The organism is Tateyamaria sp., from assembly GCF_059783535.1.
In genome coordinates this window covers 1-22,627 of the sequence record NZ_JBYNDP010000066.1, presented here as the reverse complement: position 1 = coordinate 22,627, position 22,627 = coordinate 1, and the positions used below count along the sequence as shown (strand labels likewise).

General features: G+C 62.1%; 25 protein-coding genes. 9 read left to right on the top strand and 16 right to left on the bottom strand.

Translation table 11 applies throughout. The annotated features are described in order from the left end of the window. Positions 1-215 precede the first annotated feature (215 nt). Both AC6RA8_RS13460 and AC6RA8_RS13455 read left to right on the top strand, forming a co-directional pair. A complete protein-coding gene (locus AC6RA8_RS13460) occupies positions 216-704 on the top strand; it encodes an RNA pyrophosphohydrolase (RefSeq protein WP_500353254.1) in 489 nt (162 codons plus the stop codon). A gap of 84 nt (positions 705-788) precedes the next feature. After that, positions 789-1,274: a hypothetical protein gene (locus tag AC6RA8_RS13455; RefSeq protein WP_500353253.1), complete on the top strand. Its 486-nt coding sequence runs from the start codon at positions 789-791 to the stop codon at positions 1,272-1,274. On the opposite strand, the gene AC6RA8_RS13450 is transcribed toward AC6RA8_RS13455, so the two are convergent. From AC6RA8_RS13450 to AC6RA8_RS13430, 5 genes are all read right to left on the bottom strand, one after another. Then, positions 1,271-1,861 (bottom strand): GNAT family N-acetyltransferase, encoded by a 591-nt coding sequence (locus AC6RA8_RS13450; RefSeq protein ID WP_500353252.1) that lies wholly within the window; start codon positions 1,859-1,861, stop codon positions 1,271-1,273. The two genes, AC6RA8_RS13455 and AC6RA8_RS13450, sit on opposite strands and share 4 nt — an antisense overlap. Next, the gene (locus AC6RA8_RS13445; protein ID WP_500353251.1) at positions 1,861-2,850 is read right to left on the bottom strand and encodes an adenosine kinase; all 990 of its coding nucleotides are present in this window, start codon (positions 2,848-2,850) and stop codon (positions 1,861-1,863) included. The genes AC6RA8_RS13450 and AC6RA8_RS13445 overlap by 1 nt, the downstream gene beginning before the upstream one ends. Beyond that, positions 2,847-3,491: an endonuclease III gene (gene nth, locus AC6RA8_RS13440; protein ID WP_500353250.1), complete on the bottom strand. Its 645-nt coding sequence runs from the start codon at positions 3,489-3,491 to the stop codon at positions 2,847-2,849. Before nth ends, AC6RA8_RS13445 begins: the two co-directional genes overlap by 4 nt. 125 nt (positions 3,492-3,616) lie before the next feature. Then, positions 3,617-4,138, bottom strand: a complete 522-nt coding sequence (locus AC6RA8_RS13435; protein WP_500353249.1) for a CBS domain-containing protein — start codon at positions 4,136-4,138, stop codon at positions 3,617-3,619. A gap of 134 nt (positions 4,139-4,272) precedes the next feature. Then, positions 4,273-4,665 (bottom strand): GFA family protein, encoded by a 393-nt coding sequence (locus AC6RA8_RS13430; protein ID WP_500353248.1) that lies wholly within the window; start codon positions 4,663-4,665, stop codon positions 4,273-4,275. Positions 4,666-4,833: 168 nt separating this feature from the next. Between AC6RA8_RS13430 and AC6RA8_RS13425 the strand changes: the two genes are divergently transcribed. From AC6RA8_RS13425 to AC6RA8_RS13415, 3 genes are all read left to right on the top strand, one after another. After that, positions 4,834-5,694 carry a methylated-DNA--[protein]-cysteine S-methyltransferase gene (locus AC6RA8_RS13425; RefSeq protein ID WP_500353247.1) on the top strand — a complete coding sequence of 287 codons (861 nt, stop codon included), beginning with the start codon at positions 4,834-4,836 and terminating at the stop codon, positions 5,692-5,694. A gap of 152 nt (positions 5,695-5,846) precedes the next feature. Continuing rightward, a complete protein-coding gene (locus AC6RA8_RS13420) occupies positions 5,847-6,509 on the top strand; it encodes a YiaD family glycine zipper/OmpA-like lipoprotein (protein ID WP_500353246.1) in 663 nt (220 codons plus the stop codon). A gap of 107 nt (positions 6,510-6,616) precedes the next feature. Further along, positions 6,617-7,159, top strand: coding sequence for an NADPH-dependent FMN reductase (locus AC6RA8_RS13415; RefSeq protein ID WP_500353245.1), 543 nt, complete (start codon positions 6,617-6,619; stop codon positions 7,157-7,159). Here the strand turns inward: AC6RA8_RS13415 and AC6RA8_RS13410 are convergent. Next, positions 7,156-7,557, bottom strand: a complete 402-nt coding sequence (locus tag AC6RA8_RS13410; protein ID WP_500353244.1) for a VOC family protein — start codon at positions 7,555-7,557, stop codon at positions 7,156-7,158. The two genes, AC6RA8_RS13415 and AC6RA8_RS13410, sit on opposite strands and share 4 nt — an antisense overlap. 29 nt (positions 7,558-7,586) lie before the next feature. On the opposite strand from AC6RA8_RS13410, the gene AC6RA8_RS13405 reads away from it, so the two are divergent. Next, positions 7,587-8,384 (top strand): HTD2 family dehydratase, encoded by a 798-nt coding sequence (locus AC6RA8_RS13405; RefSeq protein ID WP_500353243.1) that lies wholly within the window; start codon positions 7,587-7,589, stop codon positions 8,382-8,384. 106 nt (positions 8,385-8,490) lie between these two features. On the opposite strand, the gene AC6RA8_RS13400 is transcribed toward AC6RA8_RS13405, so the two are convergent. Further along, a complete protein-coding gene (locus tag AC6RA8_RS13400) occupies positions 8,491-9,528 on the bottom strand; it encodes an NAD(P)/FAD-dependent oxidoreductase (RefSeq protein ID WP_500353242.1) in 1,038 nt (345 codons plus the stop codon). A gap of 51 nt (positions 9,529-9,579) precedes the next feature. Here AC6RA8_RS13400 and mnmC2 point away from each other — a divergent pair, with 51 nt between their 5' ends. Beyond that, positions 9,580-10,242 carry a tRNA (5-methylaminomethyl-2-thiouridine)(34)-methyltransferase MnmC2 gene (gene mnmC2 / locus AC6RA8_RS13395; protein WP_500353241.1) on the top strand — a complete coding sequence of 221 codons (663 nt, stop codon included), beginning with the start codon at positions 9,580-9,582 and terminating at the stop codon, positions 10,240-10,242. Then, positions 10,239-11,108, top strand: a complete 870-nt coding sequence (locus AC6RA8_RS13390; RefSeq protein WP_268244631.1) for a DMT family transporter — start codon at positions 10,239-10,241, stop codon at positions 11,106-11,108. Before mnmC2 ends, AC6RA8_RS13390 begins: the two co-directional genes overlap by 4 nt. Here AC6RA8_RS13390 and AC6RA8_RS13385 read toward each other — a convergent pair. Beyond that, a complete protein-coding gene (locus AC6RA8_RS13385) occupies positions 11,073-13,043 on the bottom strand; it encodes a lytic transglycosylase domain-containing protein (RefSeq protein ID WP_500353240.1) in 1,971 nt (656 codons plus the stop codon). The two genes, AC6RA8_RS13390 and AC6RA8_RS13385, sit on opposite strands and share 36 nt — an antisense overlap. A 137-nt stretch (positions 13,044-13,180) precedes the next feature. Between AC6RA8_RS13385 and dapA the strand changes: the two genes are divergently transcribed. Further along, the gene (gene dapA, locus AC6RA8_RS13380) at positions 13,181-14,053 is read left to right on the top strand and encodes a 4-hydroxy-tetrahydrodipicolinate synthase (RefSeq protein WP_500353239.1); all 873 of its coding nucleotides are present in this window, start codon (positions 13,181-13,183) and stop codon (positions 14,051-14,053) included. 35 nt (positions 14,054-14,088) lie between these two features. On the opposite strand, the gene AC6RA8_RS13375 is transcribed toward dapA, so the two are convergent. The 8 genes from AC6RA8_RS13375 to AC6RA8_RS13340 all read right to left on the bottom strand — a co-directional run. Further along, positions 14,089-14,961 carry a dimethyl sulfoxide reductase anchor subunit family protein gene (locus AC6RA8_RS13375; protein ID WP_500353238.1) on the bottom strand — a complete coding sequence of 291 codons (873 nt, stop codon included), beginning with the start codon at positions 14,959-14,961 and terminating at the stop codon, positions 14,089-14,091. Next, complete coding sequence (locus AC6RA8_RS13370; RefSeq protein ID WP_500353237.1) at positions 14,961-15,719, bottom strand: 4Fe-4S dicluster domain-containing protein; 759 nt, start codon at positions 15,717-15,719, stop codon at positions 14,961-14,963. Before AC6RA8_RS13370 ends, AC6RA8_RS13375 begins: the two co-directional genes overlap by 1 nt. Next, a complete protein-coding gene (locus AC6RA8_RS13365; protein ID WP_500353236.1) occupies positions 15,716-15,925 on the bottom strand; it encodes a hypothetical protein in 210 nt (69 codons plus the stop codon). Before AC6RA8_RS13365 ends, AC6RA8_RS13370 begins: the two co-directional genes overlap by 4 nt. Beyond that, positions 15,922-18,738 carry a molybdopterin oxidoreductase family protein gene (locus AC6RA8_RS13360; protein ID WP_500353235.1) on the bottom strand — a complete coding sequence of 939 codons (2,817 nt, stop codon included), beginning with the start codon at positions 18,736-18,738 and terminating at the stop codon, positions 15,922-15,924. Before AC6RA8_RS13360 ends, AC6RA8_RS13365 begins: the two co-directional genes overlap by 4 nt. A 23-nt stretch (positions 18,739-18,761) precedes the next feature. Continuing rightward, the gene (locus AC6RA8_RS13355) at positions 18,762-19,784 is read right to left on the bottom strand and encodes a YeiH family protein (protein WP_500353234.1); all 1,023 of its coding nucleotides are present in this window, start codon (positions 19,782-19,784) and stop codon (positions 18,762-18,764) included. Positions 19,785-19,857: 73 nt separating this feature from the next. Continuing rightward, complete coding sequence (locus AC6RA8_RS13350) at positions 19,858-20,928, bottom strand: acetate/propionate family kinase (protein ID WP_500353233.1); 1,071 nt, start codon at positions 20,926-20,928, stop codon at positions 19,858-19,860. Beyond that, positions 20,925-21,854 (bottom strand): phosphate acyltransferase, encoded by a 930-nt coding sequence (locus AC6RA8_RS13345; protein WP_500353232.1) that lies wholly within the window; start codon positions 21,852-21,854, stop codon positions 20,925-20,927. Before AC6RA8_RS13345 ends, AC6RA8_RS13350 begins: the two co-directional genes overlap by 4 nt. 66 nt (positions 21,855-21,920) lie before the next feature. Beyond that, on the bottom strand, positions 21,921-22,627 hold a 707-nt coding region (locus tag AC6RA8_RS13340; protein ID WP_500353231.1), incomplete at its 5' end, for a thiamine pyrophosphate-dependent enzyme.

Below are 22,627 nucleotides of genomic sequence, written 5' to 3'. Positions count from 1 at the left end.
TATCAATGACAGACATCGAAGTTCAAAATCTGCCTGCAAATCCCAATGATCCTTCAGTAAGACTGTGATTAAAAAACAGACGTTGGCGCACCTGCAGCCAAGTGGTGCTTTGTCCTGCACAGCCGACCACGTTTCTGTCTTGGAAACGAAACGCCCTCTTCACATCGCTCGGAGAATAGTATCTTCCGGCTCAGGAACTGCCGGAGACACCCAAGATGACCCCCGAAGAGATCGAGAAGCTGCCCTATCGCAAGAATGTGGGGGTCATGGTGATGAATGCCGATGGTCTGGTGTGGGTCGGGCAGCGCCGTGACCGGTACAGGGAGGCCTGGCAGATGCCGCAGGGCGGTGTCGACAAGGGCGAGGATGCGCGGACGGCGGCTTTGCGGGAGTTGGAGGAGGAAACCTCGATCTCTGCCGCTTTGGTCGATGTGGTGGCCGAGACCGCCGATTGGCTGCCTTATGAACTGCCCCATGACCTGATCCCGCAGTTGTGGAAGGGCAAGTATCGCGGGCAGAAGCAGAAGTGGTTCCTGCTGCGTTTCAACGGCTCGGACGACCAGATTGACCTTGAGACCGCGCACCCGGAGTTTTCGGCGTGGAAATGGATGTCACCGGCAGAGCTGCCGGAGGCGATCGTGCCCTTCAAGCGTGATGTCTATGTGCGGGTTCTGGCAGAGTTCGAGGCGCATCTGGCGGGCTGATATTGAATAACATGGGGCCGGTGGCCCAAGTGTTGCATGGGTGAGCGGGCCCTTTCCTGCTCCTTGGCGAAGGCGGGCTGCGGTATGCGTGTACTTGGTGTCTTGTTGTTGGCGGTGTTGCCGTTGCCTGCCTTTGCCCTGTCCTGCATGCCGCATGGAGTGACAAACGCTTATCAGGAGGCGGCAGCGGCGGAAGAGGGATATGTGCCTGTGCTGGGCACGCTCGACTTCGACAAGAACCTATTGCCCGAGATGGACCTGTCGGGCCAAAGCGATGTGCCGCCTGTGACCCTGATCCCTGCGACCTTCAAGGGCGAGGCTCTGACCGTGCGGGGGGTGAACCAGCCTTTTGAGACGGATGTTGTGCTGGAAGTGCAGTGTTTTGGTCCGTGGTGTCCGCAGCCTGAACCGGGCGAGATGCTGGGATTTCTGCGTCAGACCAGTCACAGCTATGTGCTGCACACAAACGCCTGTGGCGGGTTCCTGTTTGGCCGTCCGACCAAGGTGCAGGTCGAGCAGGTCAAGGATTGCCTTGCCGGGCGGTCCTGCGCGGCGCGCAAGCTGCCCTAGGGGTCGATGATCGGAATGTGCGGGGCCAGATCGCGGTCATAGCCGTGGGCCACGCGCGGATCGTCCGCGATTTCGATCCTGCGCCCGATGGGCGTAAAGCCTGAGCGCTGGTAGAACCCCAGTGCTTGTGGGCTGTCGAGCGTGCAGGTGTGCAGGTGGAACCGCTTGATGCCCCGCTCAAAGGCCTTTTCGATGGCCTTGTCCATCAGGAATGCACCGGCACCCGATCCGATCAGCGCGGGTGTCAGGCCGAAATAGTCAAGCTCGCACTGGCCGTCCACGCTGAAGTCGAGTTCCAGCAGGGCTTCGGGCTTTCCGTCCTTTTCAAGTGTGAAGAGGCCGGTGTCCTTGTCTGTCAGAATGCTCGCCAGCTCCTGTTCGGGCATGATCGTGCGCCCGAACCAAAGCCACGGCGCGCCGACCCGCCGAAAGAGCTCAAGATAGGCTGTCGTGTCGGGTGACCACCTGATGAAGCTCAATCCCTCGGGGCAGGGCACGCCGCGGTATTGCGGAGTGGTCATCTCAAGATCGGTGACGACCATGGCCACCTTGCCCTTGGGCACCTCGTGGTAACCATTCGCCAGCATCAGAGCAGGCCGGCCGACGCAAATTGTTGCTTCATGTCGATCTGCGGGCGGGGGCCGATATGGCTGATCACCTCTGCCGCGCATAGATTGCCCATGCGTCCGCAGATATGCAGATCCTTGCCCGTCGCCATGCCGTAGATGAACCCGGCGGCGAACTGGTCGCCTGCGCCTGTGGCGTCCACGGGCGTGATCGTTTCGACCGGGATGTCGTGCCGTTCGCCGCCCCCGATGATCGTGACACCGTCGCCGGACTTGGTGCAGACCAGCAGGTCGATCATGTCGGCCGTTTTGGCCAGCGCTGCTTCGAGGTCGTCTGTTTCGTAGAGCGATTTGATTTCGTGTTCGTTGCCGATGACGAAGTCCAGCTCGTTCCCGATCATGTCGAGGAAATCGGGGCGGTGGCGGTCGACGCAGAACGGGTCTGAGATGGCGATGCCGGCCTTGCCGCCTGCGCTGCGGGTGAGGCGGGAAGCTTGGCGGAACGCTTCTTTGCCCTTGTCCTTGTCGAAGAGGTAGCCTTCGAGGAACATGATCTCGGCTGCGGACGCGACGCTTTCAGGCACGTCATCGGGACCAAGTTCGGTCGAGATGCCGAGATAGGTGTTGAGCGAGCGTTCACCGTCCGGTGTGACGAAGATCATGCAGCGGGAGGTGGGCAGTTCGCCGTCAGGGATGGGGGCGTTGACGAAATCGGTGCCGCTTTCGGCCATGGATTGCGCGTAGAAACGCCCCAGCGCGTCATCGTGGACCCGCCCGATGAAGGCGGTGGGCAGACCCAGCGCGCCCACGCCCGCGATGGTGTTCGCGACCGCCCCACCCGGCGTTTGCAGCCGTTCGGTCATGGACGCATAAAGCACCTCGCCCCGGTCCTGTTCGATCAATTGCATGATCCCCTTCTCGATCCCCATCAGGTCGAGAAAGCTGTCATCGGCATGGGTGATCACATCGACAACGGCGTTGCCGATGCCAGCGAGCGTGTATTTGGTCATTCGGTTTTGTCCTCAAACGGGCAGAGATCTTTGATGATACAGGTGGGGCATTGCGGCTTGCGCGCTTTGCAGTGATAGCGCCCGTGCAGGATCATCCAGTGGTGGGCGTGGAGCTGAAAATCAGCCGGAATGTTGTCTTCGATGGCGCGTTCGACCGCGTCGACCGTCTTGCCCGGTGCGATACCGGTGCGGTTGCCAAGGCGGAAGATGTGGGTGTCCACGGCCTGTGCCGGGTGGCTCCACCACATGTTCAGAACCACGTTGGCGGTCTTGCGGCCGACCCCGGGCAGCGATTGCAGGGCGGCGCGGCTGTTGGGGACCTCGCCGCCGTAGTCATCAACCAGAATCTGGCTGAGCTTCATCACGTTCTTGGCCTTTTGGCGGTAGAGGCCGATCGTCTTGATATGCTCTGTCAGTCCTTCGATGCCCAGATCGAGCATTTTTTGCGGCGTGTCGGCGATTCTGAAGAGCGCTCGGGTCGCCTTGTTCACGCCTGCATCGGTGGCCTGCGCCGACAGCGCCACGGCCACAACGAGCGTGTAGACGTTGACGTGCTCCAGCTCGCCCTTGGGTTCGGGGTCCGCCTCCTGGAAGCGGGTGAAGATCTGCCGGATCGTATGATAGTCGAGCTGTTTTGCCATGGCGCGGGGTTATGGTGGAGATTTGAGGAGTGGGCAAGCCATGGTTGCTGTGTCCGCACCGTCCTGCCGGTGCGGATTTCGGGTCATTGCCGCTTGAGCGTGCTACCGCCTGCGGGATGACCGGGTCAGCCGACGATCAGTTGCTTGAGTTGCAGCGCTTCATGTTCCAGTTCGTTCAGGCGGAAGTTGATCACGTCGCCGATGGTGATCATGCCCATCAGTTTGCCGTCCTTCACCACAGGCATGTGGCGGAAATGCCCTTCGGACATGCGACGCAGCACCTGGATCAATGTGTCCTCGGGCTCGCATGTCACGACGTCGCGGGTCATGTTCTCGGCCACTGTCTGTGGCAGTGTCTGACCCGGGGTTTCGGCCAATTTGCGCACGATATCGCGTTCCGACAGGATGCCGGCGAGCGCCTGATTGGCGTCCAGGACGATCAGCGCCCCGATGCGCTTGTCACGGAGAATGCCGACGGCTGTAGCAATCGTGTCTGTTTCGGCAATGGCGATGGCGTCCCGCCCTTTGTGTTGCAGCAGGTGTTCGACCCGCGCCGTTTCTGTTGTCATGTTGGATGATACCGACTGGCTTGCATGTTTGTCCTTGGCTTTGTCGCCAACCATTGGGGCCTGATATGATGCGGGCATGTGGGGCGTCCTCCTTACGAACCATGCAAACAGAGTTTGTGCTGGTACGGTAGCAAAAAAGCCGGGCAGGGCCGAATGAAATTCGCGCGTCGGTAGATCATCGCCCCGATTGCGCGGTTGGCGGTCATGGTGCGCTATTTGTTCGCGATGGATATGCGCCACCAACGAGGTCGGCCGCCTTTGTAAGAATGCGCAGTTGGCACCAGATCGCTGCGCTCGGTGTCGTCGAATGAGCCAACAAGCAAGGCAATCACCGGGTCGTCGTCGATGGCCCCTAGGGTGCTGCCGCATGTCGGGCAGAATGCACGGCTGGAATAGTCTGATGAGCGGTAGGTGGCCGGTGCGCCACCCGGACCGGTCCACGATACGTTGTCCGCCGGAAACTCGACCCAGGCCGTTGTCAGCGCGCCGCTGTGCCGCTGGCACATCTTGCAGGAACAGGTGTGGGGTTTAAGGGCTGGGCCAGTTGCCTCGAACCGGATGGCACCACAGAGGCATCCGCCCGCGTGAACACGTGTGTCCGACATGATGTCCCCTTTGAGCTTCGTTCAGAAGTGGTGCTTGGGTTGTATTTGGGAGCGGATCGTCGCGGGTCCAAGTCAGGGGCGCCATTTCAGTGAAGCCCCGGTGTTCGCGCCTCTGATTTGCACAGGAAACGGGTCGCATACGGTGTGCCCATCGCCTAGATTTCCATCATGGAACAGATACAGCACACTGAGGCCGAAACCGGCTACCACTTCAATGTCATGCGGCGCGCCATCGATCTGATCGACAGTGCCGACGGGCCGTTGAGCCTGGATGCCCTTGCTGCCGAGATGGGGATGAGCCCCGCGCATTTCCAGCGCATCTTTTCGCGCTGGGTCGGGGTGTCGCCGAAGCGGTTCCAGCAATATCTGGCGCTGGGCCATGCCAAGGCGCTGCTGAATGAACGGTTCACCACGCTGGAAACGGCCCATGCCACGGGCCTGAGCGGGTCGGGTCGCCTGCATGACCTGTTCCTGCGGTGGGAGGCCATGAGCCCGGGCGACTATGCCAAGGGTGGCGAAGGGTTGACCATCTATTGGGGATGGTTCGACAGCCCCTTTGGCCTCGCGTTGGTCATGGGAACAGACAAGGGGATTTGCGGTCTGGGCTTTGCTGCCGAGATGGGCGAGGACTGGGCTATGGAGGACCTTGTGCGCCGATGGCCCAAGGCAACCTTTGTCGAGGATCCGATGCGCTTGCGCCCTTGGGTTCTGGCCGCGTTCGGGGCAGAGGATGCGGAGTTGAAGGAAGCGCCGCTGTACCTGATTGGCGCGCCGTTCCAGATCAAGGTGTGGGAGGCGTTGCTGCAGATCCCGTCGGGACATGTCACCACCTATTCCGAGATTGCCGAGAGCATTGGCAACCCACGTGCCGTGCGGGCCGTTGGGACCGCCGTGGGTCGCAACCCGGTCAGCTGGTTGATCCCCTGTCACAGGGCGCTGCGCAAGTCCGGTGGGCTTGGGGGCTATCATTGGGGATTGCCCGTCAAACGGGCCCTGCTGGCCTATGAATCCGCCCGGGCTGAGGCTTGATTTTCAGGTAAACCCTTGATCACAATGATGGGCAGGATGCTGCTTATCTCATTTTCCCCCTATTTATGGGGGCCATACGCACCTATCTTGCAGTCCCATAAAGGGTCATGCCCGAACGTGACCTCATTTTGGAAGGCAGTAGGACACTAGATATGCTTAAATCCCCAACCCTCATCGCCATGGGCGCCGTCGTTGCGCTGAGCGCGTGTACTGATCCCGCCGCATTGGGCACCGTCGGACCAAGCGGCGAGCCGATCAACCAGAAGCGCAACACGGGTGCCGCCATCGGGGCCGCATCGGGTGCTGTCATCGGGGCCGTGACGGGTAACCGCAACACTGCAATTGCCGGGGCTGTCGTGGGCGGTCTGATTGGCGGGGCCATCGGCTATGACCTTGACCAGCAAGAGGCCGAACTGCGCCGTGAGTTGGCCAGTGGTGTAACCATCACCAACACGGGCGACCGTCTGATCGTATCCTTCCCCGAGGCGATCTTGTTTGCCGTCAACAGCTTTACCGTCCGTCCGGGGCTGAACTCGGATATGGCGGCGCTGGCGCGCAGCCTTGAGCGCTATCCCGCGTCGACCGTGCAGATCGTCGGCCACACGGACAGCGATGGCGATGCCGCGTTCAACCAACAGCTTTCTGAGCGCCGCGCCAATGCAGTTGCCGATGTGCTGTTGGATCAGGGCGTGCCCTTCAACCGCATCCAGACCTTTGGTCGTGGCGAAAGCCAACCCATCGCGACGAACCTGACGCCCGAGGGCAAGCAGCAGAACCGCCGGGTCGAGATCGTGATCCTGCCCAACGCGCAGTAATCACACCGCACAGATTGTAGGCAGGGGCCTCGGCAAATTGCCGGGGCCTCTTGCGTTGTGGGGCAATCGGGTCATGTTACCCGCAACAAAGACACGAGGGACGGATTATGACAACGCCAACACTGCTGGGCATTTCGGGATCGATGCGCAAGGCATCCACCAACACCAAGCTGGTGCGCGAAGCGGCGCGATTGTTTGGCGATTGCACCTATGTCGAGGCGGATTTGCAGATGCCGCTATACGACGGTGATCTGGAAACGGTCGAAGGCGTGCCGGAGGCGGCGCAGGTGCTGGCCCGTCAGATTGCTGAAGCTGATGCCGTCGTGATCTCGACCCCGGAATACAACAAGGCGCCCCCTGGTGTTCTGAAGAACGCGCTGGATTGGGCCAGCCGGGTTGAGGGGCGGCCTTGGACGGACAAACCGGTTGCGGTGATGTCGGCCGCCGCTGGTCGGGCCGGGGGGGAGCGCGCGCAGATGGTGTTGCGTGGCTACATGGTGCCGTTTCGTCCGCGTATCCTGCAAGGGCCGGAGATTCATCTGGCGGCCTCGTCTGACCAGTTTGATGACGATGGCCGTCTGACCGGTGAGATTTACGTGCGGGAACTGACCCAGCTGATGCAGGCCCTGCGGGCGGAGATCGGTCGCTAGGCCGGTGTGCTGACCTCGATCAGGTTGCCGTCAGGGTCGTGGACATAGAGCGACAGGATCGGGAATTGTGCGCCGGAGCGTGGGACAGGTCCGTCTTCGATGGGTGTGCCGGTGGCGTCGAAATGAGCCTGCCAGTGGTCGATTGGCGTGTCGGTAAGAAAACAGAGGTCGGCGCTGCCCATGGTTGGATGCGTAGCCTTGGGATCAAAGGTGTTGTCGGCCTGGTGCAGGTTGATCTTTTGCGCACCAAAACCCAGCGCGTGCCGTGTTGATCCGTCTGCCACTTCGAACGGCATATGCCTCATGCCAAGGATCGTGGTGTAGAAAGCGACGGTGGTATTGATGTCCTTGACCGTCAGGACGAGGTGATCGAGCGCCTTGAGTTTCGGTTGTTCCATTTTGCCGCTCCCTGTCCCATGGTCCCGACATGGAGCATGACCCCGACAGAACCGTTCGTCAAAGCGATGTGATGGACCCCGCGCGCGCCCGTGCCATGCAGGTGGCTTTGGGGCAGGTGCCGGACCTTGTGGAGGGTGCGACACTGCCGCCGTTCTTTCATCAGCTCTACTTCTGGTCGCCCGAGCCGCCGGATCGTCTGGGCCGGGATGGACACCCCAAGGTGGGAGGCATCATTCCCGATATGGGCTTGCCCCGCCGCATGTGGGCCGGGGGACGGTTGCAGTTCCATGCGCCGCTTTTATTTGGTGTGAGCGCAGAGAAGGTGACGGTGTGCGAGAGTGCGACGCGCAAGGACGGGCGCACCGGGCCGCTGGCCTTTGTCACTTTGCGGCACGAGATTTGGCAGGAGGGTGCATTGTGTGTGACCGAGTGGCAGGACCTTGTCTATCGTCACGACCCTGATCCGAGCGCGCCGCGTCCTGTGCCGCCTGTTGCCGCGACAGAGGAGGATGTCGCGCAAGAGCACAGTTTTGATGCGACGCTGCTGTTTCGATATTCCGCGCTGACCTTCAATGGTCATCGCATTCACTATGATCAGCCCTATGCCCGCGATGTTGAGGGGTATGACGGGCTGGTCGTGCATGGTCCGCTGCTCGCGCAGCATCTGATGTTGCTGGCTGAGGCGGGCTTGGGACCGCTTGAGCAGTTCCGTTTCCGCGCGACCTCGCCCTTGATGCATCACGAGGTGGGGATGTTTTGCCGGAAAGGGCGAAAGTTGTGGGTACGCGGCCCGGATGGGCGGATGTGCATGGAGGCGGAAGCCTGAAGCTTTTGGACCTGCTCGCCGCTTGCGGCGGGCAGCGCCGACCCGCCCCCATGGAGCGGCGCTATTGCGCCACCCCGCGGGTCGCCGCAGCCCTCGTGTCTGTAGATTATAGGGACGCGGTCACCTCAAACCCCTGCGGAATCGTGTCGATCCCATCTAGGATCAGGTCTGCCATGGTGTGTGCGACTTTGGGCGCCATGCCGAAGCCGATCTTGAACCCTCCATTCGCGATGAAGTGCCCCGGCTTGTCGGGCCACGGGCCGAGCATGGGCGCGCGACTGCGGCTGCGGGGGCGCAGGCCTGCCCAGCGGGCGAGCACCTTGGCATCCCGGAGTGCCGGGATAGCGGCGCGGGCGCGGGTCAGGATGTCGTCGAGTTGTTCATCTGTCGAGGTGGGGCTGTCGTAGTCCCGTTCCGTTGTCGATCCGATGGCCGTCGTTCCATCAGCATGGGGGATGATATGCAGCGTGTCGGCGAAGAGTTGGGGCGCGTCCGGTGCGGCGAAGTCCAGAAGGGCTGCTTGGCCTTTGATCCCGGCGCCGACCATGCGGATGTGACCGGCGTTCAGCTCCTCAAGGCCTGCGACGCCGGTCGCGTGGATGGTGATGTCAGTCTCGGGCGCGTTACCCTTGATCTGAACGCCATGGGTTTCGAGCGCAGCGGAGAGGGCGGCACATGCCTGCCGCGGGTGCATGCGGGCACTGAGCGTGTCGAAGATTTCCATACCCGTCGGGCTGTGCACGGCCCAATTGGGGTTCGCGATGGGCCGGACCGTCCAGCTGGCGGCGTCGCCCCAGAGGGTTTTGGCCGTTTCGCTGCGCTGATGGGCGAGTGCCAGCGCTGCATCGTCGGCGATGGGTTGGCAGCGGCCCGTGCGGGCGTAGCCGGGAGACATGCCGCCGGTCGCCTCAACCTCTGCCCAGAAGCTTTCGACTATCAGCAGGCTTTCCAGTTGGAACTGCTTTTTCGGGTTCCAGTTTTCCGGAACGTGAGGGGCCAGGGCGCCCACGATCCCGCTGGATGCGCCTGCGCCAAGGCCGTTTGGATCAACCACCTGCACCCGCGCGCCACGCTGGGCGAGGACCCATGCAATCGACAGGCCAAAGATGCCCGCGCCACGCACGGTGATGTCTGCCGTTGCCATTCGTCATGCCTTTCGCCAAGGTCGCCGCGACATCTTCTACAGGGGCGGGTGATGCAGGACCAGCGGGCAGAGCTTGAGTGGCGCGACGGGGCGGTGCCGGTGTCCACGCGCTTTAACGATCCGTATTTTTCGCTCGACAACGGGCTGGCCGAGACGCGGCACGTGTTTCTGGATGGGAACGACCTGCCGGCCCGGTTTCGGGACGGGTTTCACATTGCAGAGCTGGGGTTTGGCACGGGGCTGAACTTTTTGACCGCTTGGGCTGCATGGCGGGCTGCGGGCATTGAAGGGCGCTTGCACTTCACAAGTTTCGAGGCGTTTCCGATGGAGCGGGCGGCGATGGAGAAGGCACTGGCTGCCTTTCCTGAAGTAGCTAATTTGGCGGGGCAGCTTGTAGCCGCCGGTGGTGGGTCGGCTGAGTTCGAGGATGCAACGCTGACCGTGATCGAAGGGGATGCGCGGGAGACGCTGCCCAAGTGGGATCGCAAGGCCGATGCGTGGTTTCTGGACGGGTTTTCGCCCGCCAAGAACCCGGAACTGTGGGGTGCCGACCTGATGGCGGAGGTGGGGCGGCATACTGACCCCGCGGGGACAGCGGCCACCTACACGGCCGCTGGCTTTGTGCGCCGTGGGCTGGAGGCGGCGGGATTTGCGGTGACCCGAACACCCGGCTTTGGCCGCAAGCGGCACATGACGCGGGGCGTTTTGGAGTGAGCCAAGGCAACAACACGCGGTTGGGCATTGCGCTGATGATCGCGGTGTCGGTGGTGTTTGCGAGCCAGGATGGCATCTCTCGCCACCTGGCTGGCGAATACAACGTCTTCATGGTGGTGATGATCCGGTATTGGTTCTTTGCTGCCTTTGTCATCACCATTGCTGCGCGTAAAGCGGGCGGTGTGCGGGCGGCAGCACAGACGCGCCAGCCTGTGGTGCAGGGGTTGCGCGGCCTGCTCTTGGCCGCCGAGATTTGCGTGATGGTCACCGCCTTTACCGTTTTGGGGCTGGTCGAAAGCCATGCGGTCTTTGCCGCCTATCCGCTGTTGGTTGCTGCCCTGTCGGGGCCGATATTGGGCGAGCATGTGGGTTGGCGGCGCTGGGCGGCCATCGGGGTGGGGTTCATTGGTGTGCTGTTCATCCTGAAGCCCGGCTTAGGTGTCTTTGATCCTGCAGCGGTGATCCCGCTGGCCTCGGCCATCATGTTTGCCGTCTACGGCCTGTTGACCCGCTATGTTGCGCGGGATGACAGCACCGCGACCAGCTTTTTCTGGACCGGAACCACGGGGGCTGTCGCCATGACCTGTGTCGGCGTCTGGTTCTGGGAGCCGATGACCGGCGCAGATTGGGGTTGGATGGGCGCATTGTGCCTGACGGGGGCCTTGGGCCACTGGCTGCTGATCCGCACCTACGAGGTGGCGGAAGCGAGCGCGGTGCAGCCCTTTGCCTATTTCCAGATGGTCTTTGCCGCGCTCGTGGGCATCACGGTCTTTGGTGAAGTGCTGGAGATCAACGTTATCGTCGGGGCTGCCATCATCGTGGCGGCAGGCCTATTCACCCTTTGGCGCGAACGACAGCAGGGTTGAGCCCACGAGTTCCTCGCTGAACGGGATCGGCAGGGGTTCCTTGCCCAGCCGGGCGCGGTAGATCGGCAGGCTTTCGGTTACGCGCATGACGTAGTTGCGGGTTTCGCGGAACGGGATGTGTTCGATCCAGTCGATGACGTCGAAATCGTCACGTGCCGCGCGCGGGTTGCCATAGCGCAGCATCCACTGATTGGGACGCGAGGGACCTGCATTGTAGGCGGCGGACATCAGAACAACGTTGCCGTCAAAGCGCCGTGCCAGTTGGCTGAGATATGTGGCCCCAAGCTTTGCGTTATAGGCGGGGTCGGAGATCATGCGGCCCGTCGAGTGATCGTCAGACAAGCCAAGGCTGGCCGCAACCTCGCGCCCTGTGCCGGGCATGACTTGCATCAGCCCGCGCGCGCCCACGCTGGATTGCACAACCGAGTCGAATTCGGATTCGCGTCGGGCGATGGCAAGCGACATTTCGGGGGCCATGGGCAGGTCGGCGTCCGCGAGGGGGTGCAGCGGATAGTAGGGCGCGTGGATCGTGATGCCGCGCCGTGCAACGCGTTTGCCGATCATCACAGCGAGATGGGGCTGGCCTGCGGCGATTGCGACATGGCCAAGGTATCCCGCCGCATCACGGTCGAGGCGTTCGGCGAAGTGGGTCCAGAAGCGTTCGGCCAGGCTGACCTCGCCCGAGGCTTGCAGGAGCAGACCTGCTTCGTAGAGGTCATTTTCGGTGAGAGGGGTGTTCTGCCCGGGGGAGAAGGCCTCTGATCCGTCAAGACGAGGGTCAATGGGGAGGCCGCCCCTTTCGGCCGCCAAGAGCCCGTAAAACGAAGTCTGGTATTGCGCGCCTTCGGCATAGGCAGCTTGGGCTTCTTCACTGTTGCCCATCGCTTCATGCGCGCGACCGATCCAATAGCCCGCGCGTCCGCGCGAGATGGGGGAACGGGTGGCGTTGCGGTGGTTCTGGAAGTGGCCAAGTGCGACCTCGGGGTCCTTGAGCAAGCGCAGGGCGATGTAGCCTGACAGCCATTCCAGATCGGCATAGGCGGATCCTTCGGTCAGGAAGTGCCGAGTGGCGAGTTGGTAGGCACGGGCGGCATCGCCATCCCGCATCTCGTCCCGCGCAAGGGCACGGCGGCGGCTGGACCATTCGTCGGGCCGCCCGAGGGCTTCGACAGAGCGGGAGCGATCCATCAGCAACGCCTTGGCATCATCCCAACGCCCTTTTCGCAGCCGCCATTCAAAGCGGGCCTGGGCAAGGCCGGGATCGTCCTGCAAGGTGTCTGGCACGGCTTCGATCAGGGCGTCGACGTTGTCGGCCAGCGCGCGCAGGCCGATCCCGGCCTTGGCGAGGGCGCTTTGGCCCTTGTCTACGAGGGCGAACATGCGGCGGGCGCTGGTGAAGTCCCCGGACCAGAGCAGCGCGTCGAGGCGCGCGGCATGGTGGGGTTTGAGAAGATCGGAGTGCGCAGCGAGGTAGCGTGATTGGGTAGTATCCGCCATGGGCATCGTGCGCCATGCCAGCACGAGGTTCGCCTCAGCCTCGCCCGTGCGGTCGGCGCGGATCAGGGCGGTGGCATGGGCAAGGATACCCTCGGGCGTTTGCGGGCCGACATTTTCGAAGAAGGACAGGATGTCGGCGTCGGGTTGATCGGCCACAACCTTTTCAGACCGCTCACGCAGTAGGGCTTCACCGGGCCAATCTGGGCGCCGCTCAAGGAAGGCCACGATGTCGGCATAGGTTCCACGCGCGGCGCGCAGGCGTTGCCATTCGATGATATCTGCGGCGACGGCACCATCGCGGGCCGCCAGCGCCGCCGCGCTGTCCCAATTGCCTGCACGCAGCGCCTCCATCGCCCAGCCGAGGGGGCGGGGCCGTTCGGCCAAAGCCGCCACAGACAGTGTAAAAAACAGGGTCAAGGCAAGGGCAATCCGGGTCATGTCTTGCAATTCCTGTCGTCGCGTGGCTAGAGCCTAGAGCATATGTTCTGGGCGTGTCGTTTCAACTCACGTTTCCGGACATATGCGAAAATCATCCCAGGCCCTCTGCCTGCCACACGTAAAAAAGGAGCGTGAGAATGTTTAAAGGTTCTATGCCTGCCCTCGTCACGCCGTTTCGTAACGGCGCTTTGGATCTGGAAACCCTCAAGAAGCTGGTCGAGTGGCATGTGGGCGAAGGATCGCACGGGCTGGTGCCTGTTGGCACCACCGGCGAAAGCCCGACCCTGACCCATGAAGAGCATGAGTTGGTTATCGAAACCGTTGTGAAGGCAGCCGCCGGACGTATTCCCGTCATTGCCGGTGCCGGGTCGAACAACACGGTCGAGGCGATGCGCTTTGTCGAGTGCGCGGCCAAGGTCGGCGCAGATGCGGCGCTGGTTGTGACGCCCTACTACAACAAGCCGACCCAGCGGGGTTTGATCGCCCATTTCACGGCGCTGCATGATTGTGCCGATATTCCGATCATCATCTACAATATCCCCGGACGGTCGGTGATTGATATGACGCCCGAAACGATGGGTGAACTGGCCAAACTGCCGCGTATTGTCGGCGTAAAGGATGCGACCGGCGATCTGGCCCGTGTCTGTGATCAGCGTATGACCTGTGGTCCCGACTTTTTCCAGTTGTCGGGTGAGGATGCGACTGCGCATGGGTTTAACGCCCAAGGCGGGGTTGGCTGTATTTCTGTTACCGCCAATGCGGCGCCGAAGTTGCTGAGCCAGATGCAGGAAGCTTGCCTGGCCGGTGACTATGCGAAAGCGCTGGACATTCAGGACAAGGTGATGCCGCTGCATAAAGCGATCTTTACCGAGCCTGGGCTGGTTGGCGCGAAGTACGCCATGTCGAAGCTGGGCCTGTGTTCGGACGAAGTGCGGTTGCCGCTGACTGGCCTGTCGGATGAGACCAAGGCCAAAGTTGATGCGGCCTTGGCGCACGCCGGGCTTCTCTGAAAATGAAAAGGCGGGCCTGAGTGCCCGCCTTGTTTTTACCGTTTGCCGTAGTAGAGGCCGACGACGTGTTCGGCCTCTGCAAAAAAGAGCCAGCGTGAGGCGAGCGCGCCAGCGACGTGGCTGATAACTGCGAGCAGTGCGACCCAGTGCGAGAAAGGCGCGGCCAGCAGCAGGACCGGAAGCCCGACCATCAGGATCAGAGAGATCACCCGCAGCTTCATGCTGTGCTTGCGCCCCACGACATAGGCGAATTCCTTGAGCAGGTAATTGGTGCCGGTATGGGGTGGCTCGAAGGCGCGGACGCTGCCGTTTGTTCCGAGCCCGGTTGCCGTGGCAAGGTTGGTGCCGGATCCGGCCAATGCGCCGTCACCCTGCATCCATAGTACGACTTGAATGACCCCTGCGATCAGCAGCAGTGCTATTGCCCATGTTACCTGGCCTGCCAGCAGCGCGCCGCCTGCCAAGCTGTAGCTGAGAAACATCGCCGGGGTCGCGGGGGAGTTCCAGCGCGGGATGGTTTTGAGTTGGGTGTAGATCATCGACGTGGTGAAGACGGTCAGCAGCGAGAAGATCGCGCCGATCAGGCCCAACACCCCCCAGCGTTGACCAAAAAACACCAGCCCGGCACCGTAGAGGCCCATGACCACCAGCGCCACTACGGCACAAACGCCTTCGCGGCTGAGCCATGAGCTGCGCCACTGTGTGAACGCTTTCATGGCCCGTTCGGGGTGACCGAGGTGGAAGGTCGAGGAAATCAAGCCACCCACCGCGCAGAGATAAGCGATGACGAAAAAGGCGAAGGCGCTCCACCCCGTGACGGCCGGAAAGCCGAGGCCGAGGAATGTCAGGAGGCCGAAGCCGATGCCGGAGAAGACCGTAAAAAAGATGACGGATGGCGCGGGATGCATCAGAGTTTCTCCAACGTCTTGTCGAGCCAGCCGAGGAAGCCGGAGGCTTCCTGCGCGACGGGTTCGAGGTAGGGGGCAAGGATGTCGATGTCGCCTGCACCTTCGGACAGCGTGTCCTTGGGGCGGGGCGGCAGGTACTTGTTGACGGGCTTGGTGCCCTGTTCCGGCATCAGGTCCATGCCGCCGCGTTCCGCGGTCAGTTTGGACACGTTGCTTTCGGGGTCAGCGAAGTCCCCGAAGTGCCGTGCGCCGGCGGGGCAGGTGCGGACACAGGCCGGTTCACGGTCTTCTTCGGGCAGGTTTTCGTTGTAGATACGGTCAACGCAGAGGGTGCATTTCTTCATCACCTTCTCGACCTGGTCCATTTCGCGGGCGCCGTAGGGGCAAGCCCAGGCGCAGAGGCCGCAGCCGATGCAGTCGCTTTCGTTGACCAGCACGATGCCGTCCTCGACCCGTTTGTAGCTGGCGCCTGTGGGGCAGACCGTGACGCAGGGCGCGTCCTCGCAATGCAGGCAGGATTTGGGGAAGTGGATTAGTTGTGCTTCGCCCTGTTCCGGTTGCACCTCGAAACTGTGCACGCGGTTGAGGAATGTGCCCGATGGGGCGGAGCCATACGCATCTGTGTCCGAGAGCGGCGCACCGTAGTTTTCGGTGTTCCAACCTTTGCACGAGATCACGCAGGCGTGGCAGCCGACGCATGTGTCGAGGTCGATGACGAGGCCGAGTTTGCGTTCGGTGGATTGGGGTAGGGTGGTCATGCGGTTGTCCTCACTGAGAGGGCAGGACTGGGGCGCTGCCCCAGACCCCGCGGTTTATTTGGCGAAATGAAGAGGGTCGGGTTGTGTTGGGCACCTATGGGTTGCGCCTTGGACGCGTCCCAATTGGCGATGAAGTAGATGAAGGTGCCCACAGCGACCGCGATGAAGGCTGCGATGGCGAGGAGGGTCAGCTGGATCGGCGTCATTTGCCCACCTTCCATGTCAGTTGCTTTGGACCTTTGCCGACGGGGGATTTGATTGGACCCATGGCGGGCTGGCTTTCCGCGGGTGCTGGCGCTTTCTCAATGCGCACCTTGAGGTCGAACCACGCCGCCTGCCCTGTGATTGGGTCAGAGTTGGCCCAGCGGAGGCCGTCACCTTTGGGTGGCAGCAGCTCGTGGATCAGGTGGTTGAGCAGGAAGCCCTTGGTCGCTTCGGGTGCGTTTTCATCGAGCGCCCACGCCCCTTTGCGCTTTCCGATCGCATTCCAGGTCCAGACTGTGTTTTCGTTGAGCGCCGCCATTTCGAGGACCGGCACGGTGATTTCGCCGTGGGGCGAGGTCACCTTGGCCCAGTCGCCGTCGCTGAGGCCGTTTTCGCGCATCAGCTTGGTCGGCAGGTAGAGCGGGTTGTGCCCATGTAGCTGCCGCAGCCAAGCGTTCTGGCTGCCCCAGGAGTGGTACATCGCCATGGGGCGTTGGGTCAGGGCAGTGATGGGGTATTGATCGCCGTGGTTGTCGGGCGCCGGGTCGTACCAGATCGGCAGTGGATCCATCGTGGCCTTGATCCGCTCGCGCAGGTGCTCCGGGGGCTGGCGATCGCCATGCCCTTCGGCTGCGAGTTGGAAACGACGCATCGGTTCCACGTAAAGCGTGAATAGGTAGGGTTGCGGGCTGTCGAATAGGCCCATGCCCACAGCCCAATCCTGGTACGCGCTGTTCCATGGTTTGTAGTAGAGTGCTTCATCTGGGATGTGCTCGACAAAGAAGCCGCCGTTCTCGATGTAGCGGTCAAGCTGGTCTGGGTTCACGTCGCCCCGACCTGTGTCGCTGCCATCCCCGCGGAAACCGGCGAGTGGGCCGATGCCGGGCTTGCGTTCGTGGTGAACGATGTAGTCACCGTAGTCAGCGTATTTCTGGCTGCCGTCCTCATTGGTGAAGCCGGGCAGGCCGAGTTTGGCGCCAAGCTCGCAGAGCACGGATTGGAAGCCGCGCACGTCGCGGTCTGGTTCGATCACGGGCCAGCGGATGGCGTCTGCGGCGGCGTCCGCCTCGCAGATTGGGCGGTCGAGCAACGAGATGCAGTCATGCCGTTCGAGATAGGTTGTATCGGGCAGAACGAGGTCCGCATAGGCGACCATTTCCGAGCTGTACGCATCCGAATAGATGAGACGCGGGATCACGTAGTCGCCGTTTTCGTCCTTGTCCGTCAGCATGTCGATCACGCCACGGGTGTTCATGGACGAGTTCCATGACATGTTCGCCATGTACATGAACAGCGTGTCGATTTTGTACGGGTCACCCGCATAGGCGTTCGAGATGACCATGTGCATCAGACCATGAGCCGACATGGGGTTTTCCCACGAAAACGCCTTGTCGATGCGGGCGGGAGTGCCCTCTTCTGTCAGGGCCAGATCGTCAGGGCCGTGGACAAAGCCCAGATGTGGGCCGTCAAGCGGGGTGTCCTTTGTCACTTTGCAGTGCGGTTTGGGGTGCGCCGTGGCCGGCTTTGGATAGGGCGGTTTGAAGCGGAAGCCGCCGGGGACCTCGACCGTGCCGAGCAGGATTTGCAGCACGTGTAGGGCACGGCAGGTCTGAAATCCGTTGGCGTGGGCAGAGATGCCGCGCATGGAGTGGAAAGAGACCGGGCGGCCCTGCATCGTCTTGTGCGTCTCGCCGCGGAAGTCGGTCCATTCCTGGTCCAGCTCGAATGCTTCGTCAAAAGCAACGCGGGCGATTTCCGCCGCCAGCGTGCGGATGCGCTTGGCCGAAATGCCGACGCGGTCTGCAACGGCTTCGGGCGCGTATTCGTCCGACAGATAGCGCTCGGCCATGTGCTGCATGACCGTGCGGTGGCTGATGCCAGCGTGGCGGTGGGTCGCGGTCAGATCGGGTTTGACGCCTTTCTGGTCGAAGGGGGTCAGCTTGCCCGTCGTCCGGTCGATCACCAGTTCCTTACCATCATCGTCCCGCAGCAGCAGGCCGTATTCGGGCGACTTTTCATCGCCGTTGATCAGGCAGGGAGCGTTCGTGAATTGTGCCAGATAGTTCACATCGATCTTGCCCGCTTTCATCAGGCAATGGACGAGCGACAGGATGAACAGGCCATCTGTGCCGGGCGTGATGCCGACCCAATCGTCCGCCACGGCGTTGTAGCCCGTGCGTATCGGGTTCACGCCGATCACGCGCGCGCCGCGTGCCTTGATCTTGCCGATGCCCATCTTGATCGGGTTGCTGTCGTGGTCCTCGGCCACGCCGAACAGCATGAAGAGCTTGGTGTGATCCCAATCGGGCTGGCCAAATTCCCAGAACGCGCCGCCCATCGTGTAGATGCCCGCTGCGGCCATATTGACCGAGCAGAACCCGCCATGGGCCGCGTAGTTGGGTGTACCAAAGTTCTGGGCAAAGAAGCTGGTGAAGCTTTGCGACTGGTCGCGACCCGTGAAGAAGGCGAGCTTCGAGGGATCGTCCTTGCGGATGGGGGCCAGCCAATCAGTGGCGATTTGTAGGGCTTCGTCCCATTCGATTTCCTGGAATTCACCCGAGCCGCGTTCACCCACGCGTTTGAGCGGCTTTCGCAGACGGGATGGGGCGTTGACCTGCATGATGCCGGCCGAGCCCTTAGCGCACAGCACACCCTGGTTCACGGGGTGATCGCGGTTGCCTTCGATATAGGCGACCTTGCCGTCTTTCATGTGCACGTTGATGCCACAGCGGCACGCGCACATGTAGCATGTCGTTTTGCGTACCTCGTCCGAAACATGCGGCGACGTGTTGATCTTAGGTTGCTGGAACGTCATCTGGCCTCCCGTTTGCCTGTTGATCAGGCTAAATAGTAAATCCCCGCGAATATCAGCGCTGCGATAAACAGGGTTTCGGTGACAAGCAGGCCGATGGCGGCCCCACCGACCGCGAGCACCCGCTTGAGGTTTGTTTTCATGCCAACCGCAGCGATGGCGACCAGGAGCATCCAGCGCGAGGCTTGGCTCATCAGGTCGGTGACCGGGGTCGGAATAAGGTGGAACGAATTGAGTGTGGCAAGCGCCAAGAAGCCGATCACGAAGATGGGCAGGAGCGGTGGGCGTGTGCCGTCCTCGGGCGCTTCGGCAAAGGACCGGATCAAAAGAGCTGCGATCAGCACCACAGGAGCCAGCATCGACACGCGGATCAGCTTGACCAGCGTTGCGGTGTCGCCTGCATCTTCAGAGATGGAGAAACCTGCGCCGACCACCTGCGCCACATCATGGATGGTTGCGCCCAAGAAGATGCCCCCGGCTGTGTCGTCCATGCCCAACTGCGTCACGAGGATCGGATAGGCGATCATGGCAACCGTTGACAGGACGGTCACACCCAGCACCGTAAAGATCAGGCGCTGCTCGGACCGTTCATCCTTGGGCAGGATCGCACTGATTGCGAGGGCGGCAGATGCGCCGCAAATGGCGACCGAGCCCGCTGTCAGGAAGGCAAAGCGCCAGCCGTGGCCGAAAAACCGCGCAATCAGCAGTCCGAAACCGATGGTGGCTGCAACCCCGCCGATGACGAGCGCGACCAGTTCGAGGCCAAGCCCGGCCATCAGTTCGAAGGAGATGCGGACGCCGAGAAAGGCGATGCCGAGCCGCAGGATTGTACGGGCGGCAAAGGCGATCCCTTCGACCGTCTTGCCCTCATCCCCGAGGAAGGCCACGGCGATGCCGAGAAGCAGTGCCATCAGCATGGCGGGCGTGTCGTAGTGTTCGGCCAAAAACTGTGCCGTCACGGCGACAAGGATCGCCACCAGAACACCTGGAAACAGGATGCGCACCCGGTCGGGGAGGTCATGCAAGAAGGAGTTTCCGGTTGCAGTCATGGTGTGAAGTGCTCCTGTCCCGTGCCCTGGCGGAAGACTGGAGCGTTGATCATCTGGTGTGTGCTTGTGCGGTTCATGGCTGCGCCTCTGTCATCAGGGCGCGTGCATCGGTGGCAATCTGGCGTTCTTCGTCGGCTTTGACGACATGGACCGGGACATCGCCGAACAGCTTGAGGTGGTCCATGATGCGTGTGCGGATGGGTTCTGCGTTTTCACCGATGCCGCCTGTAAAGGCGACGGCGTCGAGACCGCCCATCGCGACGATGGCGGAGCCTGCATGGCGAGCCGCCCAGTAGCAGAAGTGATCGACAGCCAGTTTCGCGCGCTCCGTTTCGGCACCCAGCAACAAGCGCATGTCGTTGCTGCCGCCCAGACCTTTGAGCCCGCTTTCGTGGTTGAGCATGTCGGCCGCTTCGTCCGCGCCATAGATCTCGGCCAGCCGCAGGACGGCCATACCGTCGATGGCACCGGACCGCGTACACATCGTCAGCCCGTCCAGTGGCGAGTAGCCCATGGATGTTGCGACCGAGGTGCCGCTCTGGATGGCGCAAAGCGATGCGCCGGAGCCGAGATGGAAGGCGAGCAGCCGCTCGGGCAGTGCATCGCCGAATTGCGTGACAATCCAAGCATAGCTGAGCCCGTGGAAACCGTAGCGGCGGATGCCCATGGAACGGGGTTCCTTGGGTAGGGCGTAGGTGGTGGCGACCTCGGGCTGGTGCGCATGGAACGCGGTACCGAAGCTGGCGTATTGGGGCAGGTTGGGCGCGAGGGTTTGCAGCGCGCGGATGCCCGCGAGGTTCTTAGGGTTGTGCAGGGGCGCGAGCGGTGTTGCCGCCTCAATCCCCGCGATCACGGTGTCATCTATGGCGCAGGGATCGACCAGTGATGTGCCGCCATGCACCACGCGGTGCGCGGCTGCCGTCAGTTGATCCGGGGTGATCCCTTGCCGCGTGAGACTGTCGAGGATCGTTGTCAGTGCCGCGTCATGATCGGGTGCGGTGACGTTCTGGTCTTCGTTCCCAAGTGTCAGATGAGCCAATGCGCCGCCAATGCCGCTCACCTGTCCTGCCATCACTTCTGTCAGGTCTGGCTGGAACAGCGCGACCTTGATGGAGGAGGAGCCTGCATTGACGACAAGGATCATGCGGCGGCCATGATGGCCCCAAGGGCCACGGAAGAAAGCCGCGCCGCGGGCGGGTCCGCGCGCGATGTCAGCAGGATTGGCACCTTGGCGCCCATGACGATGCCGCCCGCGCAGCCGCCTGCGAGGTAGACAAAGGATTTGAACAGACCGTTGCCTGACACGATGTCGGGCACGATGATTGCGTCGGCTTTGCCAGCGACGGGGTCGTCGGTCATCTTCTTGGTCGCCACGGATTTGGGCGACATGATCAGGTCAAAGGCCAGTGGACCGGAGAAATCAGCATCCGCGATGTTCTCGCGTGCCCAATCACGCAGGGCGCGCGCCTCCATTGAGGACGGTACGCTTTCGATGGCGGACTCGGTGGCTGACAGGAAGGCTACCTTGGGCCGGGCATTTCCCAGTTTGTGCAACAACTTGACAACCTCACCCGTCGCATCCTGACGCGTTGCAATGTCCGGGTTCACGTTGACGGCAGCATCGGAGATCGTGATCGACCCGGTGCCGTCGGCGGTGGTGATGTGGAAGATGTGGACAAAGCGGCGGCCCGTGCGCAGACCTGCATCGCGCGAAACGGCGGCGCGCATGAACGCATCCGTATGGAGCTGCCCTTTCATCAGAACATCCGCGCGGCCTTCGCCACAGGCCAGTGCAGCGGCGGCACCGGAGGCCGCTTCGCCCTCGGCTTCGATCAATTCAAAGCCCGAGATGTTCCAATTCAGTTTTTCGGCTTCGGCTTCGATCATGTGACGCTCACCTGTGAAGACCGGGATCATCATGTTGGCTTCGGTCGCTTCCTTGGCTGCCAGCATCGGCAAGGGCGCACCGGCGCGGGCGATGGCCACGCGGGGGCTCGCTGCCTTTTGCGCCATTTCGATGATGTGCGCAGGGGCGATGGCGTTGGCGTCGGACAGGAAGGATTGGGGCACGAAACCGCCTTTCAGAAATGAAAAAGAGGGGACGGGCGCGTGCCCATCCCCTCGGGTCTTAGCAGATTACGCAGAGACTTGCGGAACCATGTCGTCTTTGGAGATGCCGGCCACTTCGACTGGCTTCTTCATTGCGTCGCGGCGGAACGGGTCGCCCAGTTCCTGGTTGATCATGGCTTCGATCAGCGTGGTGATGCCGTTTTCCATTTGATCCTTGATCGCCTGGTTCAGCGCTGCTGTCAGCTCTTCCTGTGTGCGGGCCACAACGCCCTTCAGGCCACAGGCATTCGCGATACCGGCGTAGGACACTTGTTCATCCAACTCGGTGCCGACGAAGTTGTCGTCAAACCACAGGGTCGAGTTTCGCTTTTCCGCACCCCACTGGTAATTGCGGAAGACGATCTGCGTGATGGCAGGCCATTCGCCGCGGCCAATCGCTGTCAGTTCGTTCACCGCGATACCAAAGGCACCGTCACCGGCAAAGCCAACAACCGGCACGTCGGGCTGACCGATTTTCGCACCCACGATGGCAGGCAGACCGTAGCCGCAGGGACCAAACAGGCCGGGTGCCAGGTATTTGCGGCCTTCTTCGAAAGAAGGATAGGCGTTGCCGATGGCGCAGTTGTTGCCGATGTCGGACGAGATGATCGCCTCAACCGGCAATGCCGCTTGGATTGCACGCCACGCCATACGCGGGCTCATCCAGTCTGGCTTGGCGGCGCGGGCACGCTCGTTCCAGTTGGTGCCGGGATCGTCCTGCTCTTCGTTCATCG